This is a genomic window from Nonlabens sp. SCSIO 43208 (assembly GCF_050703575.1).
Classification (GTDB): domain Bacteria; phylum Bacteroidota; class Bacteroidia; order Flavobacteriales; family Flavobacteriaceae; genus Nonlabens; species Nonlabens tegetincola.
The window spans coordinates 1007662-1028625 of the sequence record NZ_CP065365.1; the positions used below are offsets into that span (position 1 = coordinate 1007662).

A 20964-nucleotide genomic window follows, 5' to 3' on the forward strand; every position below is an offset into this window, starting at 1 on the left:
TTATGGAAAATATCGCCATAGGTGCCCGCGAGGTTACAAGAATTGAAGACGGATTTAATGTAATTAGAATCAAAAATGATACTGATAACAACACAGGTTTCAATTATGAGGTTGATCAAAGTTTTTTACAATTTCATTTTTGCCTAAAGGGTAAGGTAGAAATGGCTTTTAATAATGGTAGTTATAAGCTTAATTTATTGGAGCAAAATTCATACATGCTCTATAATCCTTCACGAGGATTACCTATGGATCTTAAAATAGCTCCTTCTAGTTGGTTTATTTCTGTATTAGTTTCAATTAAAAAGTTTCACTCATTATTTTCTCCAGATGCTGAACACGTAAGCTTTTTGAGTCCCGAAAACGCAGATAAGAAGTATTACGTTGATGATAAAATAAGTCCTTCAATGGCGGTTGTACTTCATCAACTTATGAATTACAATCTTAACGACGCTATCAAAAAATTATATTTCAAGGGTAAGGCTTATGAATTGTTGTCGCTTTATTTCAATAGGGAAGAAGATGCCAATGTTGACGCTTGTCCTTTTCTGGCAGATGAGGAGAACATGAAAAAGATTAAAAAGGCCAAGGATATTGTTCTAGAGCGCATGACTGATTTGCCATCCTTACAAGACCTAGCACTTGAAATAGGTTTGTCTCTTAAGAAATTGAAGGAAGGTTTTAAAGAGGTTTATGGTGAAACTGTTTATGGATTTGCCCTGGATCATAAAATGGAGTACGCCAGACAATTGCTTGATAGTGGGCAGTATAATGTAAATGAAGTAGGACTCAAGGTTGGGTATTCTACTGCGAGTCACTTTATAAGTGCTTTTAAAAAGAAATACGGTACTACTCCAAAGAAGTATTTATCCAATTAGAATTGATGTAAGCAACCTTTTTTTAATCAGTTGGGATTCTTCATAGCGTATGCAATAAACTTTTAACGGTATTTTCATTTCTTGATGATTTGTTGCTAGGCATAAGGAAGGATCTATAGGGTTGTAGGATAAAGCCTGTATACTAGAGAATCTTTCCTGAAAGATGATTTTATCATTGTACGTACAGATACACTGGTTTTTCGTTATTAAAATATGATCGGTTGGTTCGTACGATTTTTTTAAAAACAAGGATAACCACCCCATAATGTGATAGAATAAAAAATGTCTTCCACTGTTGTTGTTTATTTTCTCAAGAAGAATTTCTCCTGATTCCTGCTTGGATAAGGAAATGATCTTGCCTCTATTCAAAATCTAAACCCCATTTGATTAATTTTCTTAAATTTTTAGTTAAGTCTAAAAATTTATTTATGCGTAACAAATATTATGTTTAATTTTGAATCATGCATTCAGTAAGCGAAGAAAATTATATTAAAGCTATTTATCATTTACAGAAAGGTAAGGACCTCGTTGCAACTAATGATATTGCGGCACGCATGGATACCAAGGCATCCTCTGTAACAGATATGCTTAAAAAGTTAGCCGATAAAAACCTAGCACAGTATGTTCCCTACAAGGGATCTAGACTTACCGAGGATGGTTTTAAGTGTGCTATTCAAATTATAAGGAAACACCGTTTATGGGAATTGTTTTTGGTTGAAAAGCTCAATTTTAACTGGGATGAAGTACACGAAATAGCAGAACAACTGGAACATATTCAATCTCAAAAATTGATTAACCAACTGGATGCTTATTTAGGTTTTCCTAAGCATGATCCACATGGCGATCCTATTCCAGATTCTAATGGTGTAATGGAACATCTGGAACAAATTCCTTTGTCCCAGCTAGCTTTAAATAAGAACTCTAGACTCACAGGTATAAGAGATTCATCAACTGAATTTCTTCAATACTTAGATAAACATCATATAAAACTAGGTAGTGTGCTTAAAGTTGTTGATAGAGAGGTTTTTGATTTGTCCTGTAGTTTAATGGCAGATGATAAGGAACTTCATATCTCAAAACAAATAGCAGATAAATTACTGGTAAAAACAGAAGGATGAAGCAAATAATTTTGAGCCTTTTACTAATATGTGCTTTACCAGTTTTAGCACAAGAAACAGTCACAGTATCAGAAACCTTGATTACTGACAGACCAGATGCTACAGAATCACCTTACACTGTTGGTAAGGGTAATTTTCAAATAGAAACAGGTGCTTTATTTACTGAAAATGGTGATGATTTTAATGTAAAGCGATTTGTATTTAACACAGGTCTATTACGTTATGGACTTAGTGATAATTTTGAATTGCGATTGGGTTGGGATTATCAAAATGAACGCCTTACTTCACTAGGTAGAGAACTGTCTGATGCTACTGGTTTCACTCCTTTATTGGTAGGAGGAAAAATTGAAATTACCGATGAAAACGGTTGGATTCCTCAAATAGGTTTAATGACTCACCTTCGGCTACCCTTCACAGCCGTAACCGAATTTAAACCGGAACAAACTGGGATGGAAATGATTTTTTCTTTTGATCATACACTTTCTAACAGCACTAGCATAGCCTATAATTTAGGGGCTAGGGTGGCAGATAATCGGTCTATAGAATATTTGTATACTATCGCTTATGGATTTGATATTACAAAGAAATTTGGAGCTTATATAGAATTATATGGTGCTTTTCCAGAAGACACCACAGCATATCATTTATGGGATGCTGGTTGTACTTATTTAGTGAATAACAATTTACAGCTAGATGTTACGGTAGGAACAGGATTTAACTCAACCGCAGCCGATCAAAATATTTTACTAAGTGCTGGTTTCAGTTATAGAATACTAAAGAAGTAATCATGAAAAAAACATTATTCATTTTATTAATAATTCTGAATTCGGCTTGTAAACAGCAACCTAAAGAACAACCATCGGGTAAACTGAAGGTAGTGACCACAACCACCATGATTACCGACTTAGTTCAGGAAATTGGAGGTGATGCAATAGAATTAGAAGGTCTTATGGGAAGCGGTATCGATCCACACTTATATAAAGCAAGTCAAGGCGATGTGCGCAAGCTATCTCAGGCTGATGTCATATTTTACAATGGATTACATCTGGAAGGTAAGTTGGTAGAAGTTTTTGAGAAAATGAATCAACAAGGTAAACGTACTGTTGCAGTGAGTGATGCCTTGGACAAAAGTACGCTTATAGGTAGTGATTATTTTGCAAGTAGTTATGATCCACATATTTGGTTTAATCTGGAATACTGGGAACAAATCACCAGTTTTGTTACTAAAGAATTAATCAAGCTAGATCAAAATAATGAGTCGGTTTATAAGGCTAATGAAGAAATCTATCTAAAGAAATTATCTAATTTGAAAGAGGAGCTTGATAAAAATATTAACACTCTTCCATCAGAGCAACGTATTCTAGTAACAGCACACGATGCATTTAATTATTTTGGACGCAGTTTCAATTTTGAAGTAGTAGGTCTACAAGGGCTTTCAACCGCGACTGAAGCTGGTGTAAAGGATGTACAACGACTTACTGACTTTATTATAGAAAACAATATCAAAGCAATCTTTATTGAAAGCAGTGTGCCACGTCGTACGGTCGAAGCTTTACAAAAAGCAGTTCAAGCACGTAATCATGAGGTTAATATAGGTGGCGAATTATTTAGCGATGCACTCGGAAGTGCAGGAACAGCTGAAGGAACTTATATAGGAATGTATAAGCATAACGTGGCAACAATAGTAAATGCACTTAAATAATGGCAGATAAAATTGCAGTAGCTGTAGATGATTTAACAGTAGCTTACAACTACAAACCAGTCCTTTGGGATATTGACCTGTCTATTCCAGAAGGAGTGCTTATGGCTATTGTCGGACCCAACGGCGCTGGAAAATCTACTTTGATTAAATCCATTTTAGGGATTATTGATCCCATTGCAGGTTCTGTTCAAATTTATGATAAACCTTATCACAAACAACGCCATCTAGTAGCATATGTTCCTCAAAAAGGTAGTGTAGATTGGGATTTTCCTACTACTGCTCTAGATGTAGTCATGATGGGAACCTATGGTGCCTTAGGTTGGATTAAAAGACCAGGTAATAAACAGAAAAAACAGTCCCTAGAAGCGCTTGAAAAAGTAGGGATGCTTCCTTTTAAGAACAGGCAAATCAATCAGCTTTCTGGTGGACAACAGCAGCGTGTTTTTTTAGCCCGAGCATTAGTTCAAAATGCGTCAATTTATTTTATGGATGAACCTTTCCAAGGTGTTGATGCAACTACCGAAATTGCTATAATAAATATCTTAAAAGAGCTTAGAAAAGCAGGAAAGACCGTAATTGTCGTTCACCACGATTTACAAACGGTACCCGAGTATTTTGATTGGGTAACTTTCTTAAATGTAAAACACATTGCTACTGGTCCGGTTAAAGATATTTTTAATGATGACAATTTAACCAAAACCTATGGGATTAATTACAAGGTTGCTGTACAACAATAATGAGTTGTAAGTGATGCTTTCGCGAAAGCGTAATACAAATTATCCATGATGGACATAACAAGTTTTTTTACGGACTATACACTGCGCACCATAACACTGGGAACGGCTGTTCTGGGAGCTATTTGTGGTATGTTAGGAAGTTTTGCGGTTCTAAGAAAACAAAGTTTGCTGGGTGATGCTATTTCTCATGCAGCCCTGCCTGGAATAGCGCTTGCCTTCCTTTTTACTGGTCTTAAAGATTCTAATGTTTTACTGTTAGGAGCACTTGTGAGCGGATTTATAGGTACGGTTTGGATAAGAGGAATAGTAACAAAAACGCACCTTAAAACAGATACTGCTTTAGGTTTAATTTTGAGTTTGTTTTTTGGTTTTGGAGAGTTAGTTCTTAGTTACTTAAAAAAACAACCTGACGCTAATCAAGCAGGTTTGGATAAGTATTTATTTGGTCAAGCTGCGACACTTGTAGAGAGTGATGTTATCTTAATGATTATTGTAACAAGTATAAGTCTGGTTATAATGCTTCTGTTTTGGAAAGAATTTAAACTGTTGCTTTTTGATAAAAATTATGCTCTCACCTTAGGATTTAATACCAGAATTATTGATGGGCTTATTAGTTTTTTTATAGTTCTAGCTATTGTAATTGGGTTACAAACTGTAGGAGTAGTTTTAATGAGTGCCATGCTGCTGGCACCAGCTGCTGCTGCTAGACAGTGGACAAATAGTCTAGGTGTAATGGTGTTGTTAGCAGCTGTTTTTGGAGCTGTTGCAGGTGTTGTAGGTACAGGAATAAGTGCTAGTTACAATAATTTATCTACGGGTCCTGTTATTGTTTTGGTAGCATCAGTATTTGTTGGATTCTCCTTTGTTTTTTCACCTTCAAGAGGATTGCTTTTTAAACAAATTAGACTAGTGCGCAATCGCAGGGATCTACACCTTAAAAAAACACTACAATTTATGTACTCTATCGTTGAGAAACATGACGATATAAGTAGACCACACGCAATACGCATTCTTAATCAGTTTCAAGGTTACTCAAAAGGAACGCTAAGACAGTTAGAAGAAAAAAACTGGATTGAAATCAAAGGCGATACATGGTCATTGACTACATCGGGATTTCATACTGCACAAAATTTGTATAACAACAACGTACCTCAATCATGAATCCAGAAATAGCAATCCTTTTAATTTCATGTCTTACCGCGGTAGCTTGTGCTATACCAGGTGTGTTTTTGGTACTTCGTAAAATGGCTTTGATAAGCGATGCGATCTCTCACTCTATTCTTCCAGGAATAGTAATTGGTTTTTTTATTACTCATGATCTAGCGTCACCGTGGCTTATATTATTGGCTGCAATTAGTGGAATTGTAACAGTATGGTTGGTAGAGGCTATCCAAAAAACTGGACTTGTTAAAGAGGATACTGCCATTGGATTAGTTTTTCCTGCATTGTTTAGCATCGGAGTTTTATTAATAGCTATTTATGCAAACGATGTACATCTGGATACAGATGCTGTGCTAGTTGGGAAATTAGAATACGCTCCATTTGATAATTGGATAATAAATTCAAGTAGTAGTCAGGAAGGAATTACCAATCCAGAAGATTTTATTAATATGGGCCCTAAAAGCTTATGGACTACGGGATCTGTTTTGTTGGTTACCTTAGTGTTATTAGGACTTTTTTATAAAGAATTAAAGCTAAGTACTTTTGATATTGGCTTAACTAGTGCATTAGGTTTTTCACCGGTGATTCTTCATTATGGATTAATGAGTGTCGCATCTGTTACCACTGTGGTTTCCTTTGATGCAGTAGGCGCCATTCTAGTAGTTGCATTAATGATCGCGCCGGCAGCGACCGCTTATTTACTTACTAACGATTTGAAAAAAATGTTGCTACTCTCTGTAGTTTTTGGAATTCTTGCCGCCTTTGGAGGATACTACTTATCCATGTGGTTAGATGCATCTATATCAGGCTCGATCACAACTGTTCTAGGTTTAATTTTTCTTCTCGTTTATTTATTTGCTCCTTCAAGAGGACTACTAGCAGTGTTGTTTAGGCAACGCAGGCAACGTACCGAGGTTTCTCTTCTCACGTTCTTGCTGCACTTAAACAATCACGACAGTATCGAGGAGCGCAGTGTAACACATTTACAAGAGCATATTAATTGGGGTAAAGTACGTGCCAAAAAAGTATTGAAACTGGCGCTAGAGAATAACATGATATCAAAAAATGGTGATGTAGTAACATTATCCAATAAGGGTAAAGAGTTTACTGAAAAAGCCCTGGATTACATCATTACTAACAAGGATGAGAAGATCGAAGATATGAAGGACGATTTCTTCTTGTTTAGAGGTTAAAAGTGCAATCAAAAAAGGACAGTAAAAACTGTCCTTTTTTAATTTTTAGGGTTATCTCTCAGTTTAAAATTGAGCCTTTCTCTTCTCTAAAAAGGCGGTTGTACCCTCTTTAAAGTCGTCCGTTCCAAAACTCTCTCCAAAACAGTCAATCTCAGTTTGATAACCATTTATTCCATCTACGTAACCAGCATTTACAGCGTCAATGGCAGCTCCTATAGCTACTGGGCTGTTTTTCATTATTTTGCCAGCTATTTTTTCACAAGTAGGAATTAATTCTTCACTTGTTACCACGTGATTCACAAGACCATAAGAGTGAGCCGTCGCCGCATCAATCATTCCAGCTGTCATTATCATTTCCATAGCACGACCTTTACCAATTAATTGGGGTAAACGTTGTGTACCACCGTATCCAGGAATTACTCCTAGAGATACTTCAGGCAAACCTACTCGTGCATTGTCGCTAGCTATTCTAAAATGAGCTGCCATCGCAAGTTCTAATCCACCACCTAGTGCAAAACCATTAACGGCTGCAATGATAGGTTTACTACAGTTTTCTACCTTATCAAATAGTGATTCTTGGCCTAATCTCGCAAGCTCTTTTCCTTGTTCAGGAGAAAAATCGGCAAATTCTGAAATATCGGCTCCGGCTACAAAGGCTTTTTCGCCACTACCTGTTAGAATGACAACTCTAACCTCTTGATTATTTTCAACATCATCTATCGCTTGACTTAACTCGGCGATTGTAGCTTTATTCAAAGCGTTTAATTTACTTGGTCGGTTTATAGTGATGGTTGCGATTCTGTTTTCTACAGCAATTAGAATGTTTTCCATGTTTAATATTTTCTTGTAAAAATAAGGTATCTATATCTTTTGTTTCAGCACAGCAGTGTGATGTTTGAGAGATGATTGTGGTTGTTACGCTTTCGCGAAAGCGTAAAAATATAAATAACCTAGTTTCAAGTTCAAGTAGGATCATTTACAAACGTTTAATTTTTCTACGTAACTTGCTGCAATGAAAGTAACTAAACAGTGTCCTGAATGTGGTGATGAGGTACGAGGACGAGCAGATAAACGATTTTGTAGTGATTATTGCAGGAATGTTGCCAATAACAAGCTCAATAAAGATAGTACAGCTCTCATGCGTAATATTAATAATCGATTGAGGAAAAACTGGCGTATCCTAAAAAGTATTAATGTAAATGATAAAACCAAAACTACTCGCAACAAACTGCTAGCAGAAGGTTTTGACTTTAATTTTTTTACTAGTATTTACACCACTAAAAAAGGGACGATTTACTATTTTGTCTATGATCAAGGTTATCTTCCTATGGATGACGATTATTACTTAATTGTTAAACGGGAATAATAAGACGGCTGTAATTAAGTTATAGGCATATCTATGAATATCACAGAAGATAAAAATGTATTGAGATGGGTGATCATTGGTTTTTCAGTGGTCACGGTGAGTATTATACTTTGGAACACCTATGTGTTTTTTCAAGGTGTAAAAGAAATGGAACGTAAAAATATTGCGGAATATGCTACAGCTGTAAAAGATCTACAAAACGCTCCTAAAAATGCTTACATAGGGGATTTGGGTTTTACTGTTGCTCAAAACATGACAAGTATACCCTTAATAAGGGTAACTTACAAGGGTGAAATAAGTACTAGAAATTTACCTGCTAACATTGAAGAGACAGATACTGTACGGATAAAACAGCTTATTGAAATATATAAATCACAAAATGAGCCATACATCATTAATTACGAAGGAAAACCCATAAGCACCATATATTATGGTAATAGTGATGTGATAAATAAAATTAAGTATTATCCACTGGCGCTGGTTGTGGTTATGGTGTTATTTAGTTTTGTTATTTGGTTTTTTTACAGATCAACTAAGGCCAGCGAACAAAATAAGTTGTGGGCTGGTATGGCTAAAGAAAGTGCTCATCAAATAGGTACTCCTTTATCATCACTGGTAGGATGGACACACATTTTGAGAGACTCTGAAGTAGAGCCTTCTTACATCGATGAGATGGAAAAGGATATTAATAGATTGAAAACTATTACAGACCGTTTTTCAAAAATAGGATCGGTTCCTAAACTAGTAAAAGCTGATGTTGTAGAAGAAACTAGGCAAGCTACTGATTATCTTAAAAATCGCGTCTCTAAACTAGTTGAGATAACTATGGATTTACCTGAACAACCTATTCCTGTTTTACTTAATAAAGAGTTGTACGCTTGGGTAATAGAAAACTTAATTAAAAATGGTATTGATGCCATGAAAGGGAAAGGAGCTTTACATGTGTTTGTTAAAGCAGAGGTTAGGCAGGTTTCAATTCAAATTTCAGATACTGGTAAAGGAATTCCTAAGAACGACTGGAAGCGTATTTTTACTCCTGGATTTACCACCAAAAAACGAGGATGGGGTCTTGGTTTATCTTTAGCGAAAAGAATTATTCATGACTACCACAAGGGTAAAATAAAAGTCATGGATAGTAAAAAAAATGTAGGTACTACCTTTGAAATAACAATCGATAGAATTTAATAGCAAAAAAAATGTCCATTTAATTTATCAAATGGACATTTATATAGTGTAGTCATTCTCTTTTAAATAACGGCCTTAAGCTGTTTTTGTAAGCCACTATTGTTAAGCTTTGATTCGGCATAGGATTTAGTGATTTTAAGTTCTTTTTCATCACTACCAGGAAGCTCAAACATGGCATCCGTTAAAATAGCCTCGCATAAAGATCTTAATCCACGAGCACCTAATTTGTATTCAATAGCTTTTTCTACGATATAATCTAGTGCTCCATCGGTAATACTAAAACTAATATCATCCATAGCAAATAGCTTTTCATACTGCTTGATGATAGCGTTTTTAGGCTCAGTAAGAATAGCTCTCAAAGTTCCTTTATCCAATGGATTCATGTGAGTAAGAACAGGTAATCTACCTATGATTTCTGGGATCATACCAAAATCCTTAACATCTTTAGGGATGATGTACTTAAGTAAGTTTTCTCTATCTAGAACATCGTCATTACTTTTGGCCGCACTGAATCCGACAGCCTGCATGTTTAGACGTTTCCTTATTACTCGCTCAATACCGTCAAAGGCACCACCAGCAATGAAAAGAATATTTTCTGTATTTACTTCAATAAATTTTTGGTCAGGATGTTTACGTCCACCTTTAGGTGGTACATTAACAACGGTTCCTTCTAATAATTTAAGAAGTGCCTGTTGAACACCTTCTCCAGATACATCTCTCGTGATTGATGGATTGTCGCTTTTACGAGCAATTTTATCAATTTCGTCTATAAAAACTATTCCTGTTTGTGCTTTTTCAAGATTGTAATCAGCCGCTTGTAATAATCTCGTAAGAATGCTTTCAACATCTTCTCCTACGTAACCAGCTTCTGTAAGTACTGTCGCATCAACAATGGCTAAAGGTACATTAAGCATTTTAGCAACCGTTTTTGCTATAAGCGTTTTTCCAGTTCCTGTTTGACCTACCATCAAAATGTTTGACTTTTGAATTTCAATATCGTCATCACTTTGCGGTTGTAATAACCTTTTGTAATGGTTATATACGGCTACAGACATTACCTTTTTTGTATGCTCTTGACCTATAATATAAGTATCTAAAAAAGCTTTTATGTCTTGTGGTTTCCTTAATTTAAGATCATCACTTGTTACACCAGTGTCGCTTGTTTTTGTGTCTTCTAACACAATACCATAAGCTTGTTCAATACAACGATCGCATATGTGTGCATCTAAACCTGCAATCAGTAAATTGGTTTCGGACTTACTGCGTCCACAAAAACTACATTCTAATTCTTCCTTACTCATATTCCTAATTCTTAAGATCCTATGGGATCTCTAGTATTCATTTTTTGAAGCAAAATAATGAACTATTCAAAGGTGAATTACCAAAATGCTTTTTATTGCGTGAGTAAAACCCTTTAAACATTCTATTACTTATTCTTGATCGTGAAATTAATCGCGATTAAGCACTTCATCAATCATACCGTATTCTTTTGCTTTATCTGCCTTCATCCAATAATCTCTATCTGAATCTTCGTATACTTTATCGTAAGATTGTCCAGAATGTTTTGCAATAATTGTATAAAGCTCTTCTTTAAGGGTTACAATTTCTCTTGCTGTAATTTCAATATCGCTTGCTTGTCCTTGGGCTCCACCTAAAGGTTGGTGAATCATTACTCTACTGTGTGGTAAGGCACTTCTTTTGCCTTTTTCACCAGCACATAGAAGCACTGCTCCCATACTAGCAGCCATGCCAGTACAAATTGTTGCTACGTCTGGCTTTATGAATTGCATGGTGTCATAGATTCCTAAACCGGCGTAAACGCTTCCTCCTGGAGAATTTAAGTAAATCTGAATGTCTTTATTAGCATCTGCACTTTCTAAAAACAGTAATTGCGCTTGCACAATATTTGCTACTTGATCATTTATTCCAGTTCCTAAAAAGATAATTCGATCCATCATAAGACGTGAAAAAACATCAAAGATGGCGATGTTCATTTGACGCTCCTCGATAATATTTGGAGTTAAATTTGTTGGGTACATGCTACTCATAATTTTTGAGTAGTAGTTACTGTTTATTCCCTGATCCTTGATGGCAAATTTTTCAAATTCTTTAGCTATATCCATAGTGTAATATTACTTCAACTTGTACGAAAAAGGCGTTAACATTTCGGTAAAATGATAACGCCTAAAGATATGAATTTATACGGTGTATTAAGCTTGGTAAGCTTCTTTTATAAAGTCCTCGTAGGTAAGCTCTTTAGACTTAGCTTTAACGTTGTCCTTAAAGTATTGGAGCATTTTTTCGTTCTGTAATTGCTCACTCATACGTTTCACCTCTTCTTGATTGCTCATTACTCGTGCAACGATTTGCTCAACTTCTTCATCAGTAGCGTCTGTATGACCAAATTGTGCCATTTGCATTTTTATCTGTGTTCCGGCATATTCTTTTAAGTCTTCAAACTTTAATTGAAGATCTTCATTTTTTTGCAGGATAGCACTCTCAATGAGTTGATAACGTAATCCTTTTTCAGATTTGTTATATTCTTCTTCAGCTTCCTCAGCCGTTAAAGTGTTTTCTCCATTGTTTGCAATCCATCTTTTAAGAAAATCTGCTGGAAGATCAAATTTTGTTTTTTCAATAAGTTCTTCGGTAACATCTGTCAAAAACTTTTGATCAGTTTGTTGAGAAAATTGCTTCTTAGCGTCTTCTCTTAAACGTTCTCTTAGCTCATCTTCACTTGTGATGATTCCTTCACCAAACAATTTATCAAAGAACTCTTGGTTAAGCTCTGCTTTTTCTCTGGTGTTAACTTCAGTTACTTCAAATGTAACAGGTACATTTAATTCATCTTTCTTTTCAAAATCAATTTTAAGGTGATGAGCTAAATCACTGTTGTCCTCAAAAAGATTTTTGGTTTTTAATTCGATTGAATCGCCAACTTTAGACCCAACAAACTTTTTAAGGTTTGTTTTTCCTTTAATTTTTGATATTGGGAAAGTTGCGTCAGTGTTGATTTCTTCCTCATCATTTCTAAAAACACCAGTAACTTCGTCACCTTCAGCAACCTCATCTTTAGAAACTAACTTTCCGTATTGTTCTCTAATACGATCTATTTGATCGTTGATGGTTTTGTCGTCTGTTTTTATTTCATAAGCCGTGATTCCCTTAATTTTTGAAGGTTCTACTTCAAATTCTGGAGCAAGGCCTATTTCAAAGTCAAATGTAAAGTTATCACCATTCCAGTCTATATCAGCTTGTTCTTTAGGTAATGGATTTCCTAAAAGATTAAGTTTTTCTTCAGTGATATATTCGTTTAGTTTTTGCTGGATCAGTTTATTTACCTCATCAACCAATACAGGAACTCTGTACTTCTTGTTTATTAATGATGCAGGAACTTTACCTTTTCTAAATCCTGGAATAGAAGCAGTCTTACGATAATCCTTTAGGATTTTTTCTACCTGCTCTTGATAATCACTCTTCTCTATCTCTAGAGTAAGCACCGCATTAAGTGCGTCTACGTCAGTACGTTTTAAATTCATTTAAAGACTTTTAAGTGCTGTTAAAATTGGGGTGCAAAATTAGTCTTTATTTAGTTGTAAAACAAAGTCTTTATACCTTTGAATTTCAATTACTTTGAAACTTTAATAAAACTTAAAGAATTTGAGAGATTAATCCTCGTCTCTATCAAGTAGTTTAAATAATAATGAACGCCCTATTGCAAGCAACAATGAAAAAATAATTGCCCACCAAAGTCCATCAACATTAAAACCTCCTACTAACCAATCAGCGAGTAAAATGATGACAGCATTTATTATTAGCAGAAATAAACCTAAAGTTACTATGGTAATTGGAAAGGTTAATATTTGGAGAATTGGTTTTACTGTAAAGTTCAATAAAGATAAAACTACTGCTACAAGAATAGCACTCCACCATCCAGTGGTGCTTGCTCCTGGTAAAATTTTGGATAAAAGGATTACTAACGCAGCTGTTATTAATAGTTTAAGTAAAAATTTCATAAATATTAATTTTAATAAAAATAAAAAAACCTGCTTGATTAAATCAAGCAGGTTTCTTATTTATTATAATCTATTTCTAGTTAACGTTATCACTAGCCGTAACAGACGGATAGTTACCTATGTCAACAGTAGGAATAGTTGAACCATATTGTTCATTGATTGCTTGAATAATGGTGTTTGCTGTGTAAGCATAACCTCTTGCAGTTGGGTGTACGGCATCTAGAGAGAATGCTCCACCACTAGCATAGGTGCTTGATAGTAAACCACCATTAAAAGCTACACCACCATTTGCAACATCAGCAAGAACTGCTCTTGCGTCTACATAAGCTAAGCCATTTGCTTGTGCTAATGCTTCAATTGTAGCATTGTAAGAAGCCTGTGCAGTGCTTATTCTTTGTTGTTCATTTTCAGTTAAAACAAGGTTGTCACCAGCTGGTACACCTACACCTATTACTGAAGCTGGGTTGCTAGGATCTGCAAGTGTTCCTAGTACTGTAGAAGCTGTAAAAACAACTAAATCATTAGGGGTTGCTTGTCTCAATTTTGGTAAAAATTGTCCCGGTTGTGTAGGATCCGGCAAATCAGTCAAATCTTCATCAAGTATTACGATAGCATTTTGACCTTGGGCAAAACTTATAGTTCTCGCAGTAGCTTCTTCTTGAGAAAGAAGCGGCGTTTGTGCATATGCAGCCATAGCACCATTGTACTGTGCATAGTTTTGGTTAACAAATGCTGCTGTTTGCGCATCTAGTGGAATTGCGTTATAAGGTACAGTTGTAAAAAATGGAATTGAAGTTACATCCGGTATGTTTACTAGTGCTCCTTGAGCTCCATTTGCAGTTAGGCCTTGAACAAGTTGTTGGTACACACCTGCAAATACATTGTTGTTAGTAATATCGTTTCCTCCATATGTTGAAGGGTCAATGTTACCTGTTTCATTGTGATCCTCTCCATCACCACCATTAGTAGCGTACCCTAAAATATCGTTGTTTCCTATCCAAAGAACAAAGAAAGAACCATCAGCAGCAATAGCATCACCGATTACAGTTGAACTTTCTGAGCTAGAAAAACGTGCATAGTATGGATTTGCTGTTCCAGCAGGAACTCCAGCAAGACTTCCATATCCAGGAGCACCTAAATGATAACTCTTTGCACCAGGTACACCAAAGTTGTTTAATGGTCCTGTTACCTTATTTGTAATGTCGGTTGTAGGAGTTCCTGCTAATGGAGCAGGACCTACTGGAGTTCCCATGTTTGAGGTAAGCACAAAACGGTTGTTTGTGATCTGTGTTCCGTTTAAAAGTAGTCCTCCTAAGTTGTCGTTTACTAATGGCTGATTAAATTCATTACCACCTACAAATTGCATTTGTCCTGCAAGAATATTAGGGTAAGAATAGGTTTGACCATCTAAATAAAGAGCACCATCTGCAAAACCTGCAGTTAACGAGTTACCTACGGTTACTAATTTAGAAAAATCTGCATCACCAGCGGTATAAACACCACCTTCTTCAATTGCATTGTCTAATTCTGGCTCACAAGCTGTAAGTGCTAGTGCAGCCGCAGCGAGTAGAGATATATTTTTGATATTAATTCTTTTCATCATTTAATGTTTTACATGTTATAAGTGATACCTATACCTGGGATGATTGCTTGTGACTTATAAGTTCCGGCAAATGGAGCATTAACTGGAGCTCCTGGATCTGAATAAAAGTCATAAGACTCATTAATTTCCTTAAATCTTAAGTAAAGAAGCGATGCATCTATAGCAAACTTAGAAGATACTTGGTAAGTAAAACCAAATGTATATCCTTGTGAATCGTTACGTGGAGTTTCTGGTGCAAAATATCCAGACTGTACTGGTGACTCATCATAGTACCATCCTGCTCTTACTACAAACTTGTCTGTTGCAGTATACTGTGCTCCTAATCTATATGTGCTAGAATCTTTGTAGTTTCTAGGGTTGATACTTGAAGAACCATCTGCAAACTCTATGTCTAGGTTCTCATACTCACTCCAGAATGCACGGTTATAATCAAAAGCAAACAACCATTTATCGTTTAATTTATAAGACAAACCAACTGTTGCTTCAGCTGGTAACGGTAGTGTAGCTGTAAAGCCTTGTGTACCGTTTGAAGGAACAAGTGTACTATTAGGGAAGTTGCTGAAGGTTGCTGTACCTTCTGTACTCTCAATATTTATTAAACTACGGTAGTTAAAACCTAAAGAGAAATTATCGGTAGGAGTGAATAATAAACCTGCAGTCCAACCCCAACCGGTAACACCCGAATCCTCAATGGATACGTTAGATCTTGTACCTTCTTCATCAACTAGTGATCTAGATGCATTTCTATTAAATTCTACACCACCTATAGCTAGGATAGGTCCACCACCTATACTTACACTATCAAATAATTGGTATGATAAGGTAGGTTGAATAAAAATTGCCTGTAATTCAATCTCATTGACTAAGTGCGATCCAGACCAATCAGTAGGCCACGTAACGTTACTACCGTATGGTGTATAAACTCCTATTCCGGCAGAAAATTTATCGGTTACTTTGTAAGTTGCATACAAGTAAATAGGTGTTCCTGTTGGACTATCTGTGTCAGCAAATGTTCCAAATTCTGCATTTTGATAAGCTACGTCACTGAATACGCCAAAGCCACCTGCACTTACACTTAATTTACTTTCTAAATGAACTAATCCAGCTGGGTTGAAGAACAGAATATCTGCACTGTTAACTACAGCTACACCAGTATGTCCCATTGCGAGCTGCTTGTTACTTTGTGTACTTACTCGGTATCCACCGGCGTATGCCATTGCTGAAACCAAACCTAGTACAAGAAAAAGTTTTAATTTGTTCATAGTCAAATGTTTGAGAAAAAATCTAATTTGTTAATGAGTCAAATTTAATATTAAATTAATGTTACGCAAGCGTTTTCGTTATTATTATGCTTGCATAATGTAATTTATTTTACGAATTCGTTAACAAATTGGTAGAAAAGTTGAGGTTGTTCTGCATGTAGCCAGTGTCCAGCGTTTGGGATTGTTTTTAATTCCGCTTTCGCGAAAGCGTGATCAATAAGCATTTTATCGGTATCTAATATGTACCCTGAATTGCCTCCTCTAATAAATAAGGTTGGAATTTGTACAGCTATGTCGGTAGATTCGTGAACTCCGATCATGGATTGGCTATTGCCTAAAACTTCTAAATTGAAACGCCATCCATAGGTATCCTTATTTACACGGTACAAACTTTTTAATAAAAATTGACGTGTACTAAAATCTGTAATACGTTGAGATAATACTTGATCGGCTTCTTTACGGCTAGAGATTTTGGAGAAATCTACGCTTTGTAACGCATTGATAATGTCACTATGATGTGGAGTATAGGTTTTTGGAGCAATGTCGGCAATGATAAGTTTTTCTATAAGTTCTGGAAAAAGTTGAGCAGCTTTCATAGCGACCTTACCACCCATGCTATGTCCCAACAAATAAATGTTGTTCAATCTATGGTGATCACAATAATCTTTTAAATCTTGCGCCATTAATTCATAGGAAAATTCTTCACTATGAAAACTGCGTCCATGATTGCGCTGGTCTAGAATGTGTACTTGGAATCCATCCTCATTCCACTGACGACCTAATGTTTTCCAATTATCTGCCATCCCTAAGAACCCGTGTAAAATCACGAAAGGTTGTCCCGTTTCTCCTAATTGTAAGCTGTGTAATATCATTATGCTAATCGTGATTTATACATATTGACAACATTTTCTAGGCCCAGATAAATACTTTCAGAAATTAAGGCATGTCCTATTGAAACCTCGATTAAATTTGGAACATTTTCTTTAAAATATTTAATGTTCTCAAGAGAGAGGTCGTGACCTGCATTAATGCCTAGGCCAAGTTCATGGGCTTTTAAAGCTGCATCTCTATAGGGCTGCACTCCTTTTTCTGGATTACCTTTTGAAAATTGTACAGCGTATTCTTCGGTGTACAATTCTATTCTATCTACTCCCGTTTTTGCGGCACCTTCTATCATTTCAATCACAGGATCTACAAAAATACTAGTCCTTATGCCTTGATTTTTAAAGTGTTTAACAATTTCAGATAAATAGGAGTGGTGTTTAATGGTGTTCCAACCAGCGTTTGAGGTAATTGCATCTGGTGCATCGGGAACTAACGTAACCTGGTGTGGTTGCACTTCGTCTACTAATTGAACAAAACTATCAATAGGATTTCCCTCGATGTTTAATTCAGTAGTTACAATTTTTTTTAAGTCTCGAGCATCTTGATACCTTATATGACGTTCATCTGGTCTCGGGTGAATCGTAATACCTTGTCCACCAAAACGCTCAATGTCTTGAGCTACTTTTATAAGATTAGGGACGTTTCCTCCACGAGCATTACGTAATGTCGCTATTTTATTAACGTTTACACTTAAAACAGTCATAGAAATAATTTTAAATCAAAAGTACAAAGGATTCACACGAGCTTAACCCTTAGAAACTCTAATTAATTGTTATTTTGCATAAAAAATAAGCAGTAATGAATCTTCAACAACTTGTTATAAATGATGTTTCTCCTATCTCAATGACGGATAGTGTTAAGGAAGTTCAGCATATTTTCTCACAACTAACTTACTCTCACATACCTGTTATGGATGAAAATGGAGTTTATGTGGGATGTTTGTCTGAAAACGATGCATTGTGTTTTGAAAAACATCAAACAGTTGAAGAAATAAAGTATTCACTAGATGCTTTTCATGTAACGGTAGAGACTCATTGGCTTGATGTGTTAGAGGCTATTGCACAACATCAATGTAATATTATGCCCGTGCTCAACGAGAAAAAACAATATATAGGTTACTACGAGCTTAAGGATGTCATGGAGATTTTTAATGATGCTCCTTTTATGTATGAAGCTGGTGCTGTGATTGTGGTTGAAAAAGGAAAAAGTGATTATAGTTTTAGTGAGATTTCACAAATTGTAGAAACAAACGATTCTAAAATACAAGGTATGTTTGTAAGTGGCTATCGTGATTATTTTACAGAGATTACCTTGAAAGTGAGTCCACAGAACTTAAACGCTATTCTTCAAACATTTAGAAGATACAGTTACGAAATAAAATCGGCCGCAGAGGAAGATACCTACTTAGATGCCCTTAAAGAGCGTTCTGATTATTTAGACAAATACTTGAATATCTAACAATGATTAATAAGGTAGCTATATACGGGCAGTATTTACATGCCGATACAATTGCAATTTATAAGCAGCTTATTAATTTGCTAGATCAATCTGGGATTTCTTTTTCAGTCGAAAATCAATTTAAACAATTGCTTCAAGAGCATGGAGTGGTAGAACAATCACATGGCTTTACATCGCTTGATGATTCCTATGATTTGTTATTAAGTATAGGTGGTGATGGAACAATTTTAAGAGCGGTAGTATACATAGGAGGCTTAGATATACCTGTGATCGGTATTAATTCTGGTAGACTGGGTTTTCTGGCAACGGTGCAAAAAGATTCACTAGAGCAGGCTATAGAACGTTTAGTAAATGGTGAATATACATTGTCCAAGCGCTCCTTGCTTACTGCTACCCCAATGGGTCACGATGATTTAAATCCAAACTTTGCACTTAATGAAGTTACAGTAAGTCGATACAATACGACTAGTATGATTCAAATAGAAACTCATCTTAACAATGAATTATTGACTAGCTATTGGGCCGATGGATTAATCATTTCTACACCTACTGGCTCAACGGGTTATAGTTTAAGTTGTGGTGGACCTGTTATTTCACCAAGTACTGGTGCGCTGGTTCTCACGCCAATTGCTCCACACAATCTAAACGCAAGACCATTAGTAATTCCAGATACTACCGAAATAAAAATCAAAGTGATAGGTAGAGAAGAGTCTTTCTTAACTTCATTGGATAATCGTATTTCTAGTTTCCCTAATGAGACCGAGGTTATTGTCAAAAAAGCTAGCTTCACGATTGATCTCGTTTCATTTAAAGATCAAAGCTTTATAAAAACAATTAGACACAAGCTACTTTGGGGCGAGGACAAGCGCAATTAATTCATAGAACTTCCGTTAAATTCACTGTTAACCTTCATTAGCAGTAAATAAGCCTTGTAGGCATGTAGAATTGTTATATTTGCACGTTTTATGATTAAAATGAGATTCATTTTCACGACACTTTTTTTACTTGTTTTCGCTTTCGCGAAAGCGCAAACCTATGAGCTAGGAGTCATGTTTGGTGGTGCCAGTGTTATAGGAGATGTCGGTAGTACACAATACATCGATCCTAGTGATGGTGCCTTTGGTTTAATCGCCAAATGGAACCGAAGTGATAGACACAGTTTTAGAGCTAGTTTTCTATATACTAACATGATAGGAGATGACAATGATAGTGATGATATTTCTAGAGATTTAAGAGGGCTTAATTATAATTACAATTTAATTGAGGCAAGTGTAGGTCTGGAGTATACCTTTTGGGAATGGGACTTATACTCAGGTAAATGGCAATGGACACCGTATTTGTACACTGGATTAACAGCCTTTCAATACGATTTGTTTGCCTTAGAAAATGGTGAGTTGGAAAAGTATGGTAGCACTATTGATGCTGCTATTCCAATCATTTTTGGTGCAAAAATGACTTTGACCAGAAATTTGATTTTGGCTGCCGAAATAGGCGCTAGATATACTTTTACGGATAACCTGGATGGAAGTAATCCAGTACGTAGTAAAGATTTTGATGAATTAAGATTTGGAAATGTGAATAACAACGACTGGTATGTCTTTTCAGGAATAACGCTTACGTATACCTTTGGGCGACAACCGTGTTATTGTAATTTTTAATGTTGTATGAGTAAAAATCTACTGGACCATTCAAATATACCACAGCACATTGCAGTCATAATGGACGGTAATGGACGCTGGGCAAAAAAGCAAGGCCTCATGCGAGTGAGAGGTCACGAAAAAGGAGCCAAAGCTGTGCGTCAAACGGTAGAAACCTGTGCAGAATTAGGTGTAAAAAATCTAACTCTTTACGCTTTTAGTACTGAAAATTGGAAACGTCCTAAATTAGAAGTAGATGCGCTCATGAAACTTTTAGTTTCTAGTCTCAAAAAGGAGCTTAAAACACTTCAAAAAAATAATATCTCTCTTAAAGCTGTTGGAGCTTTGGAATTGTTACCTAGTAGTGCTCAAAAAGAACTTAAAGAAGTAATTGAGGCTACAACAGAAAACTCACATATGAATTTAACTCTGGCCTTATCATACGGCTCTCGTGAAGAGTTGATCAATGTGATTAAAAATGTTGCGGGAAAGGTGAAGGATGGTGAACTAGAGATAGATCAAATTAATACAGATGTGATTAACAATCATTTGTATACCAGCTTTATGCCAGATGTGGATCTACTTATAAGAACGAGTGGTGAACAGCGTATAAGCAATTTTTTACTTTGGCAAATTGCCTATGCCGAATTGTACTTCACCGAGGTGCTATGGCCAGACTTTAGAAAAGAGCATCTTGTAGATGCAATACTTAATTATCAAGACCGAGAAAGAAGATTCGGTAAAACCAGTGAACAATTATAATAGA

22 protein-coding genes are annotated in these 20964 nt (G+C 35.8%); 13 read left to right on the top strand and 9 right to left on the bottom strand.

Going from position 1 to position 20964, the window contains the following annotated elements; genetic code table 11:
- The first annotated feature begins 2 nt into the window (after positions 1-2).
- From I5168_RS04830 to I5168_RS04860, 7 genes are all read left to right on the top strand, one after another.
- Positions 3-875, top strand: coding sequence for a helix-turn-helix transcriptional regulator (locus tag I5168_RS04830; protein WP_042277104.1), 873 nt, complete (start codon positions 3-5; stop codon positions 873-875).
- 461 nt (positions 876-1336) lie between these two features.
- Positions 1337-1993, top strand: coding sequence for a metal-dependent transcriptional regulator (locus I5168_RS04835; RefSeq protein WP_167342671.1), 657 nt, complete (start codon positions 1337-1339; stop codon positions 1991-1993).
- Complete coding sequence (locus I5168_RS04840; protein ID WP_431472579.1) at positions 1990-2778, top strand: transporter; 789 nt, start codon at positions 1990-1992, stop codon at positions 2776-2778. The genes I5168_RS04835 and I5168_RS04840 overlap by 4 nt, the downstream gene beginning before the upstream one ends.
- A 2-nt stretch (positions 2779-2780) precedes the next feature.
- Positions 2781-3695 (top strand): metal ABC transporter solute-binding protein, Zn/Mn family, encoded by a 915-nt coding sequence (locus I5168_RS04845; protein WP_431472580.1) that lies wholly within the window; start codon positions 2781-2783, stop codon positions 3693-3695.
- Positions 3695-4432: a metal ABC transporter ATP-binding protein gene (locus I5168_RS04850; RefSeq protein ID WP_105017970.1), complete on the top strand. Its 738-nt coding sequence runs from the start codon at positions 3695-3697 to the stop codon at positions 4430-4432. The genes I5168_RS04845 and I5168_RS04850 overlap by 1 nt, the downstream gene beginning before the upstream one ends.
- A gap of 48 nt (positions 4433-4480) precedes the next feature.
- Positions 4481-5593 (top strand): metal ABC transporter permease, encoded by a 1113-nt coding sequence (locus I5168_RS04855; protein ID WP_431472753.1) that lies wholly within the window; start codon positions 4481-4483, stop codon positions 5591-5593.
- Positions 5587-6786, top strand: a complete 1200-nt coding sequence (locus tag I5168_RS04860) for a metal ABC transporter permease (protein ID WP_431472754.1) — start codon at positions 5587-5589, stop codon at positions 6784-6786. Before I5168_RS04855 ends, I5168_RS04860 begins: the two co-directional genes overlap by 7 nt.
- Before the next feature lie 63 nt (positions 6787-6849).
- Here the strand turns inward: I5168_RS04860 and I5168_RS04865 are convergent, their stop codons facing one another.
- Positions 6850-7617 (bottom strand): enoyl-CoA hydratase/isomerase family protein, encoded by a 768-nt coding sequence (locus tag I5168_RS04865; RefSeq protein ID WP_431472581.1) that lies wholly within the window; start codon positions 7615-7617, stop codon positions 6850-6852.
- 181 nt (positions 7618-7798) lie between these two features.
- On the opposite strand from I5168_RS04865, the gene I5168_RS04870 reads away from it, so the two are divergent.
- Together I5168_RS04870 and I5168_RS04875 are read left to right on the top strand one after the other, a co-directional pair.
- Entirely contained in the window at positions 7799-8152 is a 354-nt protein-coding gene (locus tag I5168_RS04870) for a hypothetical protein (RefSeq protein ID WP_042277117.1), read from the top strand.
- Between the two features lie 33 nt (positions 8153-8185).
- Positions 8186-9337 (top strand): sensor histidine kinase, encoded by a 1152-nt coding sequence (locus I5168_RS04875; RefSeq protein WP_431472582.1) that lies wholly within the window; start codon positions 8186-8188, stop codon positions 9335-9337.
- Between the two features lie 62 nt (positions 9338-9399).
- Here the strand turns inward: I5168_RS04875 and clpX are convergent, their stop codons facing one another.
- From clpX to I5168_RS04915, 8 genes are all read right to left on the bottom strand, one after another.
- Complete coding sequence (gene clpX, locus I5168_RS04880; protein ID WP_042277121.1) at positions 9400-10638, bottom strand: ATP-dependent Clp protease ATP-binding subunit ClpX; 1239 nt, start codon at positions 10636-10638, stop codon at positions 9400-9402.
- A 147-nt stretch (positions 10639-10785) separates the two neighbouring features.
- Positions 10786-11460: an ATP-dependent Clp endopeptidase proteolytic subunit ClpP gene (clpP, locus tag I5168_RS04885; protein WP_042277123.1), complete on the bottom strand. Its 675-nt coding sequence runs from the start codon at positions 11458-11460 to the stop codon at positions 10786-10788.
- Positions 11461-11547: 87 nt separating this feature from the next.
- The gene (gene tig / locus I5168_RS04890; RefSeq protein WP_105017974.1) at positions 11548-12876 is read right to left on the bottom strand and encodes a trigger factor; all 1329 of its coding nucleotides are present in this window, start codon (positions 12874-12876) and stop codon (positions 11548-11550) included.
- Between the two features lie 129 nt (positions 12877-13005).
- Positions 13006-13353, bottom strand: a complete 348-nt coding sequence (locus I5168_RS04895) for a phage holin family protein (RefSeq protein WP_105017975.1) — start codon at positions 13351-13353, stop codon at positions 13006-13008.
- 76 nt (positions 13354-13429) lie between these two features.
- Entirely contained in the window at positions 13430-14953 is a 1524-nt protein-coding gene (locus I5168_RS04900; RefSeq protein WP_431472583.1) for a G-D-S-L family lipolytic protein, read from the bottom strand.
- Positions 14954-14964: 11 nt separating this feature from the next.
- Positions 14965-16218: an OmpP1/FadL family transporter gene (locus tag I5168_RS04905; RefSeq protein WP_042277133.1), complete on the bottom strand. Its 1254-nt coding sequence runs from the start codon at positions 16216-16218 to the stop codon at positions 14965-14967.
- A 104-nt stretch (positions 16219-16322) separates the two neighbouring features.
- Positions 16323-17090, bottom strand: coding sequence for an alpha/beta fold hydrolase (locus tag I5168_RS04910; protein WP_431472584.1), 768 nt, complete (start codon positions 17088-17090; stop codon positions 16323-16325).
- Complete coding sequence (locus I5168_RS04915) at positions 17090-17806, bottom strand: pyridoxine 5'-phosphate synthase (RefSeq protein ID WP_167342664.1); 717 nt, start codon at positions 17804-17806, stop codon at positions 17090-17092. Before I5168_RS04915 ends, I5168_RS04910 begins: the two co-directional genes overlap by 1 nt.
- 95 nt (positions 17807-17901) lie before the next feature.
- On the opposite strand from I5168_RS04915, the gene I5168_RS04920 reads away from it, so the two are divergent.
- From I5168_RS04920 to I5168_RS04935, 4 genes are all read left to right on the top strand, one after another.
- Positions 17902-18561, top strand: coding sequence for a CBS domain-containing protein (locus tag I5168_RS04920; protein WP_431472585.1), 660 nt, complete (start codon positions 17902-17904; stop codon positions 18559-18561).
- Between the two features lie 2 nt (positions 18562-18563).
- The gene (locus I5168_RS04925; RefSeq protein WP_042277139.1) at positions 18564-19436 is read left to right on the top strand and encodes an NAD kinase; all 873 of its coding nucleotides are present in this window, start codon (positions 18564-18566) and stop codon (positions 19434-19436) included.
- Positions 19437-19535: 99 nt separating this feature from the next.
- Positions 19536-20219: a DUF6089 family protein gene (locus I5168_RS04930; RefSeq protein ID WP_042277141.1), complete on the top strand. Its 684-nt coding sequence runs from the start codon at positions 19536-19538 to the stop codon at positions 20217-20219.
- Positions 20220-20225: 6 nt separating this feature from the next.
- On the top strand, positions 20226-20960 hold the full coding sequence (locus I5168_RS04935; protein ID WP_431472586.1) for an isoprenyl transferase: 735 nt from the start codon (positions 20226-20228) through the stop codon (positions 20958-20960).
- Positions 20961-20964: the final 4 nt, after the last annotated feature.